At 70.8% G+C, this 13,856-nt stretch carries 16 protein-coding genes; 3 read left to right on the forward strand and 13 right to left on the reverse strand.

The genetic code is table 11. The features are described from left to right. The first annotated feature begins 44 nt into the window (after positions 1–44). From pbN1_RS16675 to pbN1_RS16685, 3 genes are read left to right on the forward strand one after another with little or no spacing between them, the layout of a single operon-like run. Entirely contained in the window at positions 45–899 is an 855-nt protein-coding gene (locus pbN1_RS16675; RefSeq protein ID WP_244856989.1) for a MipA/OmpV family protein, read from the forward strand. After that, positions 892–1,722 (forward strand): lysophospholipid acyltransferase family protein, encoded by an 831-nt coding sequence (locus pbN1_RS16680; protein WP_169202815.1) that lies wholly within the window; start codon positions 892–894, stop codon positions 1,720–1,722. Before pbN1_RS16675 ends, pbN1_RS16680 begins: the two co-directional genes overlap by 8 nt. After that, positions 1,640–2,503, forward strand: a complete 864-nt coding sequence (locus pbN1_RS16685) for a glycosyltransferase family 2 protein (RefSeq protein ID WP_210147547.1) — start codon at positions 1,640–1,642, stop codon at positions 2,501–2,503. The genes pbN1_RS16680 and pbN1_RS16685 overlap by 83 nt, the downstream gene beginning before the upstream one ends. On the opposite strand, the gene fabG is transcribed toward pbN1_RS16685, so the two are convergent. The 13 genes from fabG to pbN1_RS16750 all read right to left on the reverse strand — a co-directional run bounded on the left by fabG (position 2,500) and on the right by pbN1_RS16750 (position 13,851). Beyond that, the gene (fabG, locus tag pbN1_RS16690) at positions 2,500–3,219 is read right to left on the reverse strand and encodes a 3-oxoacyl-ACP reductase FabG (protein WP_169202814.1); all 720 of its coding nucleotides are present in this window, start codon (positions 3,217–3,219) and stop codon (positions 2,500–2,502) included. The genes pbN1_RS16685 and fabG overlap by 4 nt on opposite strands. After that, positions 3,216–3,695: a hotdog family protein gene (locus pbN1_RS16695; RefSeq protein WP_169202813.1), complete on the reverse strand. Its 480-nt coding sequence runs from the start codon at positions 3,693–3,695 to the stop codon at positions 3,216–3,218. Before pbN1_RS16695 ends, fabG begins: the two co-directional genes overlap by 4 nt. Beyond that, positions 3,692–4,501 carry a beta-ketoacyl synthase chain length factor gene (locus pbN1_RS16700; protein WP_169202812.1) on the reverse strand — a complete coding sequence of 270 codons (810 nt, stop codon included), beginning with the start codon at positions 4,499–4,501 and terminating at the stop codon, positions 3,692–3,694. The genes pbN1_RS16695 and pbN1_RS16700 overlap by 4 nt, the downstream gene beginning before the upstream one ends. After that, on the reverse strand, positions 4,498–5,685 hold the full coding sequence (locus tag pbN1_RS16705; RefSeq protein ID WP_169202811.1) for a beta-ketoacyl-[acyl-carrier-protein] synthase family protein: 1,188 nt from the start codon (positions 5,683–5,685) through the stop codon (positions 4,498–4,500). The genes pbN1_RS16700 and pbN1_RS16705 overlap by 4 nt, the downstream gene beginning before the upstream one ends. A 72-nt stretch (positions 5,686–5,757) precedes the next feature. Further along, positions 5,758–6,489, reverse strand: a complete 732-nt coding sequence (locus tag pbN1_RS16710) for a class I SAM-dependent methyltransferase (protein WP_210147548.1) — start codon at positions 6,487–6,489, stop codon at positions 5,758–5,760. After that, a complete protein-coding gene (locus pbN1_RS16715) occupies positions 6,486–7,286 on the reverse strand; it encodes a polysaccharide deacetylase family protein (RefSeq protein WP_169202809.1) in 801 nt (266 codons plus the stop codon). Before pbN1_RS16715 ends, pbN1_RS16710 begins: the two co-directional genes overlap by 4 nt. After that, positions 7,286–9,643, reverse strand: a complete 2,358-nt coding sequence (locus pbN1_RS16720; RefSeq protein ID WP_169202808.1) for an MMPL family transporter — start codon at positions 9,641–9,643, stop codon at positions 7,286–7,288. Before pbN1_RS16720 ends, pbN1_RS16715 begins: the two co-directional genes overlap by 1 nt. After that, the gene (locus pbN1_RS16725) at positions 9,640–10,227 is read right to left on the reverse strand and encodes a LolA family protein (RefSeq protein WP_169202807.1); all 588 of its coding nucleotides are present in this window, start codon (positions 10,225–10,227) and stop codon (positions 9,640–9,642) included. Before pbN1_RS16725 ends, pbN1_RS16720 begins: the two co-directional genes overlap by 4 nt. Before the next feature lie 16 nt (positions 10,228–10,243). Continuing rightward, positions 10,244–11,227: a lysophospholipid acyltransferase family protein gene (locus tag pbN1_RS16730; protein WP_244856990.1), complete on the reverse strand. Its 984-nt coding sequence runs from the start codon at positions 11,225–11,227 to the stop codon at positions 10,244–10,246. Continuing rightward, positions 11,224–11,526: a 3-hydroxyacyl-ACP dehydratase FabZ family protein gene (locus tag pbN1_RS16735; RefSeq protein ID WP_169202806.1), complete on the reverse strand. Its 303-nt coding sequence runs from the start codon at positions 11,524–11,526 to the stop codon at positions 11,224–11,226. The genes pbN1_RS16730 and pbN1_RS16735 overlap by 4 nt, the downstream gene beginning before the upstream one ends. Beyond that, positions 11,523–12,869, reverse strand: a complete 1,347-nt coding sequence (locus pbN1_RS16740; protein WP_169202805.1) for an AMP-binding protein — start codon at positions 12,867–12,869, stop codon at positions 11,523–11,525. Before pbN1_RS16740 ends, pbN1_RS16735 begins: the two co-directional genes overlap by 4 nt. Further along, the gene (locus pbN1_RS16745; protein WP_169202804.1) at positions 12,866–13,558 is read right to left on the reverse strand and encodes a COG4648 family protein; all 693 of its coding nucleotides are present in this window, start codon (positions 13,556–13,558) and stop codon (positions 12,866–12,868) included. Before pbN1_RS16745 ends, pbN1_RS16740 begins: the two co-directional genes overlap by 4 nt. Beyond that, positions 13,555–13,851 carry a phosphopantetheine-binding protein gene (locus pbN1_RS16750; protein WP_169202803.1) on the reverse strand — a complete coding sequence of 99 codons (297 nt, stop codon included), beginning with the start codon at positions 13,849–13,851 and terminating at the stop codon, positions 13,555–13,557. Before pbN1_RS16750 ends, pbN1_RS16745 begins: the two co-directional genes overlap by 4 nt. Between the last annotated feature and the right edge of the window lie 5 nt (positions 13,852–13,856).

The following is a 13,856-nucleotide window of genomic DNA, read 5'->3' on the forward strand; positions in this document are numbered from 1 at the left end:
CCGGACTCGAGAGCATATGTTCTGGCTGCGGCGGGATGACCGGCGTGCGCCGAAGCCGCCTGCCGCTGCGGGCGCGCGCAGTCGTCATGGCCGGCATGTTCGTGCCGGCCGCGGCGTGCATCGCTGCAGACGATGAAAAGCCGCTGTGGGAACTCGGCGCGGGAGTCGGCGTGCTGCAGTTTCCGGCGTATCGCGGTTCGGACGAGAACCGGGTGTTCGTGCTTCCCGTGCCGTATGTGATCTACCGCGGCGAATTCCTGAAAGCGGACCGTCGCGGCCTGCGCGGCACGTTCTTCGACACCGAGCGGGTCGAGCTCAGTCTGAGCCTCGCCGCGTCGCCCCCGGCCAGCAGCGAGGACGTGGACGTTCGCGCCGGCATGGAGGATCTCGAGCCGACGGTCGAGATCGGTCCCTCGCTCGACGTGCGATTGTGGCAGAGCGCCGACGAGCGCCGGAAGCTGCGCGTACGGTTGCCGCTGCGCGTCGGGCTGACGGTCGAAAGCCATCCCGAGTCGACCGGCTGGCAGTTCACGCCGCAGCTCAACCTCGACTGGCGCGACCCTGCCGGGATGGACGGCTGGACGCTCGGGCTCGTCGCCGGCCCGGTGTTCGGCGACCGCCGCCAGCACCGTTATTTCTATGGCGTCGATGTGCGCGACGCGACCGTCACCCGGCAGGTATACGACGCGCAAGGCGGCTATGCCGGTACGCAGTTCCTCGCGGCGCTGTCGAAGCGGTTTCCGGGCGGGTGGGTCGGCGCTTTCGTCCGCTACGACACGCTGGCCGGCGCGGTATTCCTCGACAGCCCGCTCGTGACGAGCCGCAATTACTTCGCCGCGGGCTTCGCCGTGACGTGGCTGATCGACGAATCCTCGCAGCGGGTGCCGGCCGATGAGTGAGCGCGCAATCCAGCGCAGCTGGCTGCGCGTCGTGCACGAAACCGTGCTGCTGCACCTGGGCCTTTTCTATCTCGGGACGGTGTGCCTGCTGTGGACGCCGTTCGCGATGGCGCTGCAACCGCTGCTGCCGGCGGTCCTCGGGCGGCGGCTCGGGCGGCGCGTGATCAGCTGGAACTTCCACGGCTATCTGCGCTTCCTGACCTTGATCGGCGCGTGCCGCTTCGACCTGCGCGAACTCGATGCGCTGCGCGGGCAGGGCCCGCTGATCCTCGCGCCGAACCACCCGTGCCTGCTCGACGCCGTGATGGTGATCTCGCGCCTGCCCGACGTGGCGTGCATCATGAAGGCCGGGCTGATGGACAACGTTTTCCTCGGCGCTGGCGCACGGCTCGCCCGTTACATCCGCAACGATTCACCGCTGCGCATGGTCATGCGTGCGACCGAAGACTTGGCCGCCGGAAGTCACCTGCTGGTCTTTCCGGAAGGGACGCGCACGACTAGACTGCCTATGAACCCGTTGATGAGCAGTGTCGGGCTGATCGCACGCCGCGCGAAAGTGCCGGTGCAGACGATCTTCATCGAAACCGCGTCGCCGTACCTGTGCAAGGGCTGGCCGCTGTTCCGCCGGCCGGAAATGCCGGTCACCTATCGCGTGCGGCTCGGCAAGCGCTTCGAGCCGGCACGCAATGTGCAGGAATTCATGCGGGAACTCGAACACTATTTTGCGGCGGAACTCCAGCATGCAACGCTTCCCGACCTTCCGGCATCCGCAACGTCGCCCCGACGGCACGACGACGCCGCAACAGGCGCCGAGCGCGGCTGAATCCGCCTCGACCCACCTGTTGCTGATCCCGAGCTACAACCCGGGAAGCAAGGTCTTCGACACCGTGCGCGCGGCGCGCCGGGAATGGCTGCCGGTGTGGGTCGTCGTCGACGGCAGCACCGACGGTACGACGCAGGCTCTGCAGGCGATGGCGGACGACGACCCGGGGCTGCGGGTCATCGTGCTGCCGAAAAACCTCGGCAAGGGCGCTGCGGTGCTCCACGGCATCGAACTCGCCGCGCACGAAGGCTTCACGCACGTGCTGACGATGGATTCGGACGGCCAGCACCCGGCCGAGCTGATCCCGAGCTTCATGGCGGCGTCGCAGGCGCGGCCGGAGGCGATGATCCTCGGCATGCCGGTGTTCGACGCCAGCGCTCCGGCGCTACGCGTGCGCGGCCGACGGGTGTCGAACTGGTGGGCGAACCTCGAAACGCTGTGGACGGGGATCGGCGATTCGCTGTTCGGCTTCCGCGTCTATCCGATCGCGCCGCTCGCGCGCGTGATGCGCGGGCAGCGCTGGATGCGGCGTTTCGATTTCGACCCGGAGGCGGTCGTGCGCATGAGCTGGGCCGGCGTGCCGCCGGTGAACCTGCAGGCACCGGTGCGATACTTCACGCCCGACGAGGGCGGCGTATCGCATTTCAACTACCTGCGCGACAACCTGCTGCTGACGTGGATGCACACGCGGCTGTTCTTCGGCTTCCTGCTGCGCCTGCCGTTGCTCGCGGCGCGGCGCTACGCTTCCGGCCGCGGCAAGCGGGCCGGCCGTCAGACTTAGATCATCCCGCCGTTGATCGAAATCACCTGGCCGCTGATGTACGCGGCCTGCTCGGACGCGAGAAAGCCGATCAGGTCGGCGACTTCCGCCGGGCGGCCGGCGCGCTTCATCGGCACCAGCCGGGCGATCGCGGCGGCGTCGAACGTGCCTTCGCTCATCAGTGTGTCGATGATTCCCGGCGCGACGACATTGACGGTAATGCCGCGGCTCGCGAGTTCCTGCGATAGCGAGCGGCTCGCCGAATGCAGCGCCCCTTTTGCCGCGGCGTAGTTCGTCTGGCCGCGGTTGCCGGTGATCGCCGCGACCGACGAGATCGTGATGATGCGCCCCCAGCGGGTGCGCATCATCGGCATCGTCAACGGCTGCGTGACATTGAAGAACCCGTTCAGCGACACGTCGATGACGCGCTGCCACTGTTCCGCTCGCATGCCCGGGAACACCGCGTCGTCGTGGATGCCGGCATTGTTCACGAGGATCTGGATCGGCGCTTCGGCGAGCAACGCCTCGAGCGCGGCCGATGTCGCGGCGGCATCGGTGACATCGAACCCGACCGGCGTCGCGCTACCGCCGCCCGCGAGGATGTCGTCGACGAGCGCATGCGCCTGGTCGAGGTTGCGGTGGGCATGGACGAAGACGTGGCAGCCGTCGGCTGCGAGGCGGCGGCAGATCGCGGCGCCGATGCCGCCGCTGCCGCCGGTGACCAGTGCGCGTTTCAAGCGGGGCTCCGGGAAAGGCCGGCGCCGGGCGCGCCCGCATCGAGAATCACCGCGGCGCGCCCGGAAACGAGCGTCGTGCCTGCGGCGCAGACGGTGAACCTGTACAAGACCTGGCTGTCGTTGCCGGTCAGCCGTTCGGCGCGGACGTCGAGTTCGCCGGCAATGCCGTCGAGGTGGGCCACAGTGATGTCGACGCTGCGCACGCTGGCGAGGTAACCGGCGCGCGGCACCTCGCCGGCGGGCGCGAGCAGCGCGCCGTGGACCGCCATCGCCTGCGCCGCATATTCGATCGCGGCGGTCGCCGGCAGGCCCGACAATTCGCGCAGCGGGTTCGCCGGATCGCGATGGCTCGTCGCGCGGCAGCGGATCGATTCGCTGTCCCACGCGTCGACCGCGTCGAGCAGGCACATCGTGCCGTGATGCGGAATGCGGGCCGCGATCGCGGCGCGGTCCAGCGTCGTCGGCTGCGGGATCATGCGGTGAAGTCCACCGCGACGCGCGCGTGGTCGAGATAGTCGAGCACGATCCACCCCGATTCGCCGCGCGCGATCGCGGCGAGCAGCGGCAGGCTGCGGGCGGCGGGAATCGCGCGACGCAGCGCGTCGAGGGCCGGATCGGCGAGGGTGTCGGCCGCTGCAGTCGTCAGCCCCGCACGCACGCGGCCAAAGTTGGTTGCGCCCGGTTCCGGCGTCAGCAGCAGCGCCGTGCCGAACGCATCGGGCACCGGGCGCGCCGCGCGCAGCGGTTCCGGGTAGTCGGCATCGTAGGCGATCAGCAGGCTCGGCACGCGCTCGACGCTGACCTGCACCAGCGCTTCGAGCAGCCCCGCGGCGAAGCTGCCGTCGAACGCGCACAGCACCGCTGCGGGGGCCGTCGCGCCGGTCGCGATGCCCCAGTAGCCGGCGGCGGCGTTATGCACCGAGTTGTGGAAACGGGTCGGCGAGACCTGGCGATCGTCGGACGCGAGCGCTTCGCAGATCAGATGACAGTTGTGGCCGTCGCCGCCGGACGAAGTGAACACCGTCGCCAGGCTCGATGCGTCGGCTCCGGCCGCGGCGACGGCTTCGAGGCCGACGGTCAGCGCGAGCTTGACGACGCGCACCGAACGGCGGCGCTCGGCCGCGGGCAGCTGTTGCGGTGCACTGAGCACGGTGTTTGCCGGCACCCACGGCGCCTCGCCGGCGAGGATCGTGGCGCCGCCGGGCCAGTCGCGCAGGCCAGGGCCGAGCAGGCCGATGCCGCTGATCCACGCGCTGGGCAGGGAACGGGCCGGGCCGGTCATCGCGCGCGGCCGAGCACGAGGCTGCAGTTCGTGCCGCCGAACCCGAACGAGTTGCTGAGCACGCATCGGACGGGTGCCGGGCGGCTGGCGAGGAGGTAATTCATGTCCGGCTCCGGATCGCGCGTGTTGGGGCTGCCGGGGAGGAAGCCGTCACGCAGCGCCAGCGCGGCGATCACCGCCTCGACGCCGCCGGCCGCGCCGAGCGTGTGGCCGGTTGCGCCTTTCGTCGAGCTGCACGGCGTCGATGCGCCGAACAGCGCGCGCACGGCCTTGCTCTCCGCGCTGTCGTTGCTCGGCGTCGCGGTGCCGTGCAGGTTGATGTAGTCGATGTCGCCCGGCTCCAGCCCGGCGCAGGTGAGAGCTGCTGCCATGGCACGCCGCGCGCCGAGGCCTTCGGGGTGCGGCGAGGACATGTGATAGGCGTCGCTCGATTCGCCGACGCCGAGGAGCAGGATCGCATCGTCGGCAAGTGGCCCGCTGACGCGTTCGAGCAGCGCGAACGCAGCCGCTTCGCCGATCGAGATGCCGTCGCGCTCCAGGTCGAACGGCCGGCAGGCCTGCCTGGAGGTGAGTTCCAGCGAAGCGAAGCCGTACAGCGTCGTGAGGCACAGCGAATCGACGCCGCCGACGATCGCCGCGTCGATCAGGCCAGCCTCGATCATGCGGCGCGCCGACGCGAACACTTTTGCGCTCGACGAACAGGCCGACGACACGACGTTCGCCGGCCCGGCGAGCCCGAATGCGGCCTGCACGAACGCGGCGACCGAAAACGGGTTGTGCGAGCCGGCATAGTTGAAATCGGCCGGCAGCGCGCCGGTGAGCGGATCGCGGCGCTGGTAGGCGAGCTCGGTTTCGAGAATCCCGGCAGTGCTGGTGCCGAGAAACACGCCGATGCGGTCGGCGCCGTGGCGCGCCATCGCGCCACGCACCGCGTCGGCGAACCCGTCCTGTTCGAAGCCGATCTGCGCGAGGCGATTGTTGCGGCAGTCGAAACTGCGCAGGTGCGACGGCAGCGCCTCGTCGTCCGCTCCGGCAACTTCGCCGATCCAGGTCTCGAGCGCAACGCCGTCGAGGTCGCAGGGTTTCAGGCCCGAACGGCCCGCGGCGAGCGCATCGCGCATCGGCCCGATTCCTCTGCCGAGGCAGGAGGTGGCGGTGTAGCGGGAGATCAGCAGCGGGTTCACGGCGGCTCGGGCGTCGGGCAAAGGCGCTAGTTTAGCAAATCGCGGCAATGCCCCTGAAGCGCAGCGACCGCTTCAAAGCGGCAGCTGCGCGACGAGCATCACGTTCGCGAACGATCTGCCGGTGCCCATCGGCTCGCCGTGCACCGAGAAGCCGAGCCCTTCGAGGAGCGCGATCCAGCTTCGCGATGATCGGCAGTACAGCCGCGGCAGGCGGTGCCCGCGGGCGAACGCGACGGCGAGGTCGACCGCTGTCGACACGCGGTGCGGCAGGCCGGCGTCCGTGTTGCCGACACGTGCGAAAAGGCGCCCGCCGGCAGGCAGCGCGTCGCGGACCTTGCGCAGCAGGCTTTCCTGGGCGGCGAAGTCGAGGTAGTGCAGCACGTCGAGAATCGTGACGACGTCGACCGGGCCGAAGTCCGCTGTCTCGAGTGTCGCGATGTCGCCTTGGCGAATCTCGACGATTGCCGCATCCCCGGCGAGCGCGCGGCGCGCACGCGCCACCTCGCGCGGATTGCGGTCGACGCCGCGCAGCCCCAGCAGCTTCGGCGGCGCCGGCCACTCCCGCGCCCACCGGCCGCACTCGTAGAGGTGCCGCGCGGCGAGCAGCCACGACGCCAGAAGCCCCTGGCCGCAACCCAGATCGACGACACGGGCTGCGGCGGGGAACATGCCGCGCTGCAGCAGCAGGCGGAACAGCGGGTCCGCTCCGAGCTTGCCGCGCGCGAAGTGGTACGCGAACGGGCCTGCCGGGCGGTACGTGGCGCTCGCCGCATCGAGTAGTGCGCGGAGCACGGTGTCGCTCACCGGATCGCCGCCCGCAAAGTGACCGGCTGCAGTCCGGCGGCCTCGCATGCGGTGAGAATGCGCGGCATCACGTCGAGGATCACCGGCGTGCCGTGCCGGCTGCGCGCGGCGTTGCCGTCGTGCAGCAGCAGGATGTCGCCGCCCGCGAGCCCGCCGAGCAGCCGGTCGCCGACGTTGCCCGCGTCGCCATTACGGGTGTCGTAGGCGCGGCGCGTCCATGCCGCGAGCTGCAGGCCGAGGCGGGCCAGCACCGGTTCGAGGAACGGATTGCGCAGCCCGGCCGGCGCGCGGAAGAAGCGTGGGACGTCGCCGCAGCAGGCGGCGATCGTCTGCTGCGCGGTCCCAATCTCGCGCTCGAACCAGCGCGGCCCGTGCAGCGAGAAGCTCTTCAGGTGCTGTGCGCTGTGGTTTTCGAGCGCGTGGCCGCGGGCGATGATCTCGCGCGCGAGCGCCGGATGTCGTTCGACGCGCCGGCCGATGACGAAGAAGCTCGCGCGTGCGCCGTGGCGGTCGAGCAGGTCGAGCACGCGTGGCGTCACGTGCGGATCCGGACCATCATCGATCGTCAGTGCGACTTCGCCGCGCGCGGCGGCTGCCGGGGGCAGGCGTGTCCAGTTGGGGCCCAGCAGACGGCAGCGCGGCAGCAGGCCGGCAGCGGTCAGCAGCGCGTGGTTTGCCGCGAGCGCGCCGGCCGCCCACGGCCAGGCGTCCGGCTGCAGCAGCAGGCCGCCGGCGGCCGTGCCGTGCAGCGCGACGGACAGTCCGATCAGCGGGGTCGGGCGGTAGCGGCGGGGCATCACGGGCGCGACAGGACTGCCGCAAACAGCAGCGCGAGGATCGCGCCGGGGCCGACGGTGCCGCCGATCGCCTGCAGTACCGGCACCGACGAGAACGCCAGCACGCCGAAACCGGCGACAGTGGTCAGGTTCGCGAACAGCATCGACGCGAGCGTGCGCGGCGCAGGCCCTCCGGCGCCTTCGCTACCGTCGAAGAAGAGCGCGTAGTTCGAGCCGACCGCGACGATCAGGAGCAGTCCGACCAGATGCAGGATCGTCAGCGTGACGCCGACCAGCACGAGGCCGGCGACGACGACCAGCACCGCTGCGACGAGCGGCGCGAGCACGCGCAGCACGCGCGCGGCCGAGCGCAGCACGAGCCCGAGCAGCGCGGCGATCGCCGCGACGCCGGCGAGCGCGAGGAGCAGCGCTTCGTTGAGGTAACCGGAATAGAGGCGGTCCGATTCGCCTTTCAGATCGATGAACAGGGGGCGCGCGGCGGCGGTCTCTTCGAGCGCGGCGCGCACCCGCTCCGGGTCGATCGCGTGCGCAAAGGGGCCGTCGGTCGGGGCGCGCAACGGCAGCAGCGCGATCCAGTGGTCCCGCTGCGGGATCAGCAGCGAATCGAGGGCGAGGGCGAAGCTCGTGCCGTCGAGATCGGCGCGCGTCAGCGGCGCCCGTTCGCGTGCGGCGGCGACGTCGGCGACGAACGGCCCGAGGCGCCCGGCCGGCAGCGGCAGGCCGGTCGTCGCCAGCTCGAGCCGGCGGCCCAGTTCGGCGGGTTCGGGGAGGCTCGCGCGGCGGGCGAGCTGCGTCGCCTGGGACGGAAGATAAAGTGCAGGACTCTCGAACCCGCCGATCGCTCCTTCGTTCGCGAGTTGCTGGAGGCGTGCGCCGACTGCCTCGGCGGCCTGCAGCGCGCTTTCGGCGTCGCGACCGCTGACGACGACGAGATGGCGCACGTCCGGGGCGCCCAGATCGCTGCGCAGTGCGAGGTCGAGGGCCTGGTCTGCGGCCGGGACCGGGCTCAGGGCGGCGAGCTCGCGGTTCCACACCCGGTCGCGGTTGACGTGGATCACCGCTGCGGCGGCCAGCGCCAGCGCGACGATCCCCCAGCGCAGGTGGCGCGCGTTCATCAGCAGGTGCTGCAACTGCACCCCCAGCGGGCCGACGTCGCGGATCGCGAAGCCCGAGGGCAGCAAATGCGGCAGCACGAAGCGCGTCGTCGCGACGGCCGCGACGAGGCCGGCGACCGAATACAGGCCGAGCTGCGCGAGCCCCGGGAAGCCGGAGAACAGCAGCGTCGCGAAGCCGCAGATCGACGTCAGCACGCCGAGCTGGATCGTCGGCCAGAACGCGGCGATGCCGGGGCCGCGCTCCGCTTCGTTGCGCTCGCCTGCCGGCGTGGACTGGACGAAAAGATAGATCGCGTAGTCGACCGCTTCGCCGATCAGCGTCGTGCCGAAGCCGAGCGTGATGCCGTGGATGACGCCGAAACCGAGGCTCACCGCGACGACTCCGGCGAGCGCTCCGCAGACGACCGGCAGCAGCCCGAGCAGCAGCGCGGTCGCGGAACGGTAGATGAACAGCAGCAGTGTGACGATCAGCGTGATCGACACCAGCGTGAGCCGCAGCACTTCGTCCTGGATCGTCGCGCGCGAGGCGACGGCGAAGACGCCCGGGCCAGAAAGCAGCAGCCGCGCGTCGCCGGCGTGCTGCGTCTGCGCAGCGGTCGCAAACGCTTCGCGCACTTTCGCGATCGCTTCCTGCTGCCGGTCGAGATCGGAACCGGCGGCGCACGTCTGCGCGAGCAGCAGCGCACGCCGCCCGTCGCGCGACGCCCAGGTGCCGTCTGCCAGCGCCGGCCGGGCGTCGCCGTCGAGACGTTCGAGGAGTTGCATCATCTCGCCAGTCGGATCGCGCGGCAGCAGCGACTTCGTCAGCATGCCGAGCGGCGAGGCGAGCAGGTCGACCGACTCGCCGATTGCGGCGTGCAGGCCATCGACGCTGAAGCGCTGCGGCGTGACGGCGGGACTGAGCAGGTAGCGGCTGTCGAACAGCAGCGCCTGGTCGCGTTCGCGGTGTACCGCTTCGCCGTTGGCGACGACGCCGAACGCCGCGTCGGCACGCAGCAGCCGGGCGAGTTCGCGCGACAGCGCCGAACGCGTCGCCGCGTCGCCGCCTTCGATGCCGATCAGCAGCAGGCGCGACACCATGCCGTCGCGCAGCTGATCGACGAGGACCTGCTGCTCGGCGGTCGGGCTGCCCGGCAGGAAGGCCGACAGATCGCTCGTGAAGCGCGTCTGGCTGACGACCGCGACGGATACGCCGACGAACGCGAGCCACGCCAGCAGCGCCGGCAGGAGGCGTCGGGTCATCGCGCGGCGCGCTCCGCGACGATCTCCATCACCGAGCGGTCGCCGTCAGCCTGCAGGATCTCGATACCGCGCAGCTGCGCATGGCTGCCGTTGATCGTGATGCGCAGCACGACCTCAGCCATTTTCGGCTCGCGCGGCAGCAGCGTCAGCGTCCAGTCCTGCGATGTGCCGGCGAGGCTCGGCGCGTAGGTTTGCTCGAGCGCGCTGCGGTCACCCGCGAGCGTCGCGCGGATGCTGTCGATGAAAGCGGCGATCTCGCGGTAATCGGACAGCTGCACGATGTGGCGGCGCTCGCCGCGCACCACCGTCAGGGTGTTGCCTTCGAGCACCAGCGATTCGGCGCGCGGCTCGAGGGTGATCTTTTCCAGCCGGTCCGGGGCGCGAAAGCGCAGCTCGCCGGAGGATTCGACCGGGGCGTCGAGGATCGCGAGGTACTTGCGTTCGACGAAGCTCGCCCGTCCAGAGCGCTGCTTGCCGAGCGCGTGCATCAGCTGTTCGATCGTCCACGCCTCGGCGGCGGCGAGCGGCGCCGTGATCGCGAGCGCGACAGCACACAGCAGCGGGATCAGTCCGGCTCGTCGCACCAGCGGCTCCCGGACCTCAGTCGGCGTCCCGGCCGCGCGCCGGTTGCCAGAAATCGAAGAAGTTGAACCAGTTGAACGGCGCTAGCCGCGCGTAATGTTCGAGCCGCGCGGCGTAGCGGACAATCGCGTCCCGCTGCGCCGCGCCGCGGGTTTCGCGCGTGACGGCGGTGAAATCGGCGAGCGGTTCGAAGTGGATGTCGTAGCGGTTGCCGCCGCGGTAGAGGCCGACCATCAGGATCACCGGACGTTTCAGCATTGCCGCGATGCGCCACGGGCCGGCCGGGAAGCTCGCTGGCTCGCCGAGAAAATCGACGCGTTCGGCCGCGTCCGGACCCACGCTGCGGTCGGCGAGCATGCCGACGAGCGTGCCGTCGTCGAGGCGTTCGCGCACCTGCAGCATCGAATCGAGACGGCCGAGCGGGATGATGTCCTGCTGCGCCGCCGGATTGATCGCGGCCAGCGTGCGGTTGATCTTCTGCGCGTTGTCTTCGTACATCACCATCGCGACCCTGATCCCCGGCTGCTGGCGCCCGACCGCGCGGATCACCTCGAAGCTTCCCATGTGGGCGCCGATCAGGAACACGCCGTCGCCGCCGGCGACGATGTCGCGGATAAGTTCGACGCCATGCACGCGGATGTCGAACAGGTCGAAGCGTTCGTTGAGGAGATAGATGCGGTCGTGAATCGTCGCGGCGAAGCTGAGGAAATGCCGGAACAATTCGGCCGGCCGCGGCGCGCGTTCGAGCACGCGCGCCAGGTACGCCCGCGACGCACGCCGGGCGGCGGGGGCGAACAGCAGGAAATAGCCGGCAATGAACCACAGCACGAGCCGTCCGGCGCGACGCCCGAGGCGCAGCGAAATCCATGTCATCAGCCGCAACGCCGCGTGGTTGCTGCGCTCGGGGCGGCGCGCCCAGGCGGTGTCGGCGGCGGGCGATCCAGGGTCCGGCGGACCCTCCAGGTCGCCGGGGTGCGCGGCTGCGGTTCGGGGACGAGTCACGGCGCCGCCACCCTCAAGGTGCCGGACGCGACGGTCGCCTCGCCGGCGAGGATCTCGAAGTGCCACGCGCCGCCGGGCTGGCGCACATGGCGGATCAGCAGCGCTGTGCCGGGGCGGACCGGCTGCAGGAACTTTGCCGCGGCGATCTCGCACGGCGGCACCGGCCGGCCCAGTGCGGCGCCGAGCGCGCCGGTCGCCCAGCCGAGCAGCACGACGCCGGGCAGGATCGGCTGGCCGGGGAAGTGTCCGGCGAACGCCGGATGGTCCGGCGCGACGACGATCGCGGTTTCGAACTTCATGCCGGGTCGCTGCGCAGCCGGCGGCACAGCTCGTCGAGCGCGGCACGTGGCAGCTTGCCGGTCGCATTGCGCGGGAGCCGGTCGGCAAACAGCAGCGGGCGCGGCAGGAACAGCGGGTCGATGCGCTCGCGCAATGCGTGCAGCAGCGCGGCACGGTCGAGGCCCGGCGCGACGACGACTGCCGCGAGGCGGGTCGCGCCGTCGATCTGCTCGTCGTCCGGCATCACGAAGCTGCCGTCGAGCACGCCGGGAATCGCGTTCAGCTGGTGGTTCAGGTAGCTCAACGAGCTGCGTTTGCCGGCAATGTTGACGAGGTCCGCCGAACGCCCGTGCAGCAGGAAGCGGTCGCCGGCGGTCGGCTCGATGAGGTCACCGAGCGCGGTGCGCTGCTCGACGTGTCCGCCGTACGCCCACGTCTGGCCGTCCTCGATGCTCAGGCGAACGTCGCGAAAAAGCTGCCATTCCGCTGTCAGCGCGGTGCGCCGCGTCGCAGTCTGGCCGGTTTCGGTGCAGCCGTAGATTTCCAACAGCGGGCCGCGCAGCCGCGCTTCGGTTTCGGCGGCGAGCTTGCCCGACAGCGGCGCGGTCGCCGAGACGACGAGATCGGTGGCCGGCAGCGGCACTCCGGCGGCGAGCAGCGTGCGCAGGTGAAACGGCGTCGAGACGAGCACACGCGGGCGTGGCACGGCGTCGAGCGCGGCGGCGATATCGGCCGGGTAGAACGGACGTCCCGCCCAGAATGCGCCGCCGCCCTGCAGCGCGAGCAGCACCGTCGACTCGAAGCCGTACATGTGCTGCGGCGGCACCGTGCCGACGATTGCATGCGGCGCGGCGGGCGACAGTCCGAGGCGCTCCGCTTCGGCCGCCGCGTTGCGCACCAGGGCGCCCCAGCTCTTGCGGTGCGGCACCGGGGTGCCGGTCGAGCCGGAGGTGAACACGCAGGCGACGAGCTGGTCGGCGGCCACGGCGGGAATCGGGCCGGCATGGTCCGCGCCGGCGAGTTCGGGGTAATGGAACTGCGGCAGGTCGATGTCGCACGCACCGTCGGCGAGGCAGAACGCATCGGGCGCGAAGGCCGCGAGCTGGCGTACCGTCTCCGGCGTGTGCGTCGACGGCAGCAGGCTGACCTTGCCGGCGAGCAGGCTGGCCGCGAGTCCCACCGTGAAGCGGTAGCGGTCGGTGCAGATGTTGAGCACGTGCCCGCCCGCCGGCAGCAGCGCGGCGAGCCGGTGCACGTCACCGAGAAAGCGCGCGACGCTGAGGCGTTCGCCGTCGCGCCACGCAAGGTCGGCGCCGAGGCACGCGTGGCCCAGCAGCGGCAGGGGCGGCGCAACGCCGCTCATCGGGGGCCCGGGCGCGCCGGCGGTTTTCCGCGCGACACCGCGAGCGCCGGGCTTGCCGGCGGTTGCCAGTAAGCGCGCACCGCGTCGAGGATGCCGCTGCGGTCTTCGGGCGGCAGGACCCGCAGGCGCACCGCGTATTCGACGGCGAACATCAGCGCGACGAGCGGAAAGGTCAGCAGGTTCGCGAAAGCGGACCACAGGTCGAGCGATCCGAACGCAAACAGCACCACCGACGTCGTCGTCATCAGGCCGAAGAACAGCGTCCAGGCGATCGTCACGCGGCGCGTGTAGCGGGCGAGCGCGGGACCGGGTGCGCCGTGGATGAGCGCCGCGACGCGGGTGCACATCGGCTCGCGCCCGCCGACCAGGGTGCGGCCGAACGCGAGGCCGAGCAGGCCGTTGGTGCCGACGTGCTGGATGAAATACATCCAGCCGACGTTGCGCGCGAGCGTCGGCCACCGCAGCGCGAGCCCGAGCGCCGCGCAGGCCAGCAGCGCGAGCAGCGCAGTACGCCACGTCGAGTGCCAGGCGAACGTCGCGGCGACGAAAGCGAACGGCGCGATGCCGAGCAGCGCGCCCCACGACGAGGCCTCGACCAGCGCGGTGGTGTAATGTGCCGCCACCGCCCAGGCGACGACGACGCAGACCAGTGCGACGCGATGCGTGCCGCGCTCGAAGTCGAGCTTCATTGCGTGCGGTGGCTGGCGATGTATCCGGTCAGGCTGCGCAGCGAACGGAAGATCTTGACGTTGTCGTCGTCATCGGCGCGCAGCTGGAAGCCGTAGCGTTTCGACACCACGAGCGCCACTTCGAGGATGTCGATCGAATCGAGCCCGAGGCCTTCGCCGAACAGGGAGTCGTCGGGAGGGATCGATGCCGGCGCCTGCTCCAGGTTGAGCGCTTCGACGATGATCCCGGCGACCTCGAGCCGGAGCGCGTCGAGGTTGTCCGGAGCGGGCGAGGCAGGAGCGATTTCTTTCATGAGTG

It is taken from the genome of Aromatoleum bremense, from assembly GCF_017894365.1.
GTDB classification, from domain to species: Bacteria; Pseudomonadota; Gammaproteobacteria; order Burkholderiales; family Rhodocyclaceae; genus Aromatoleum; species Aromatoleum bremense.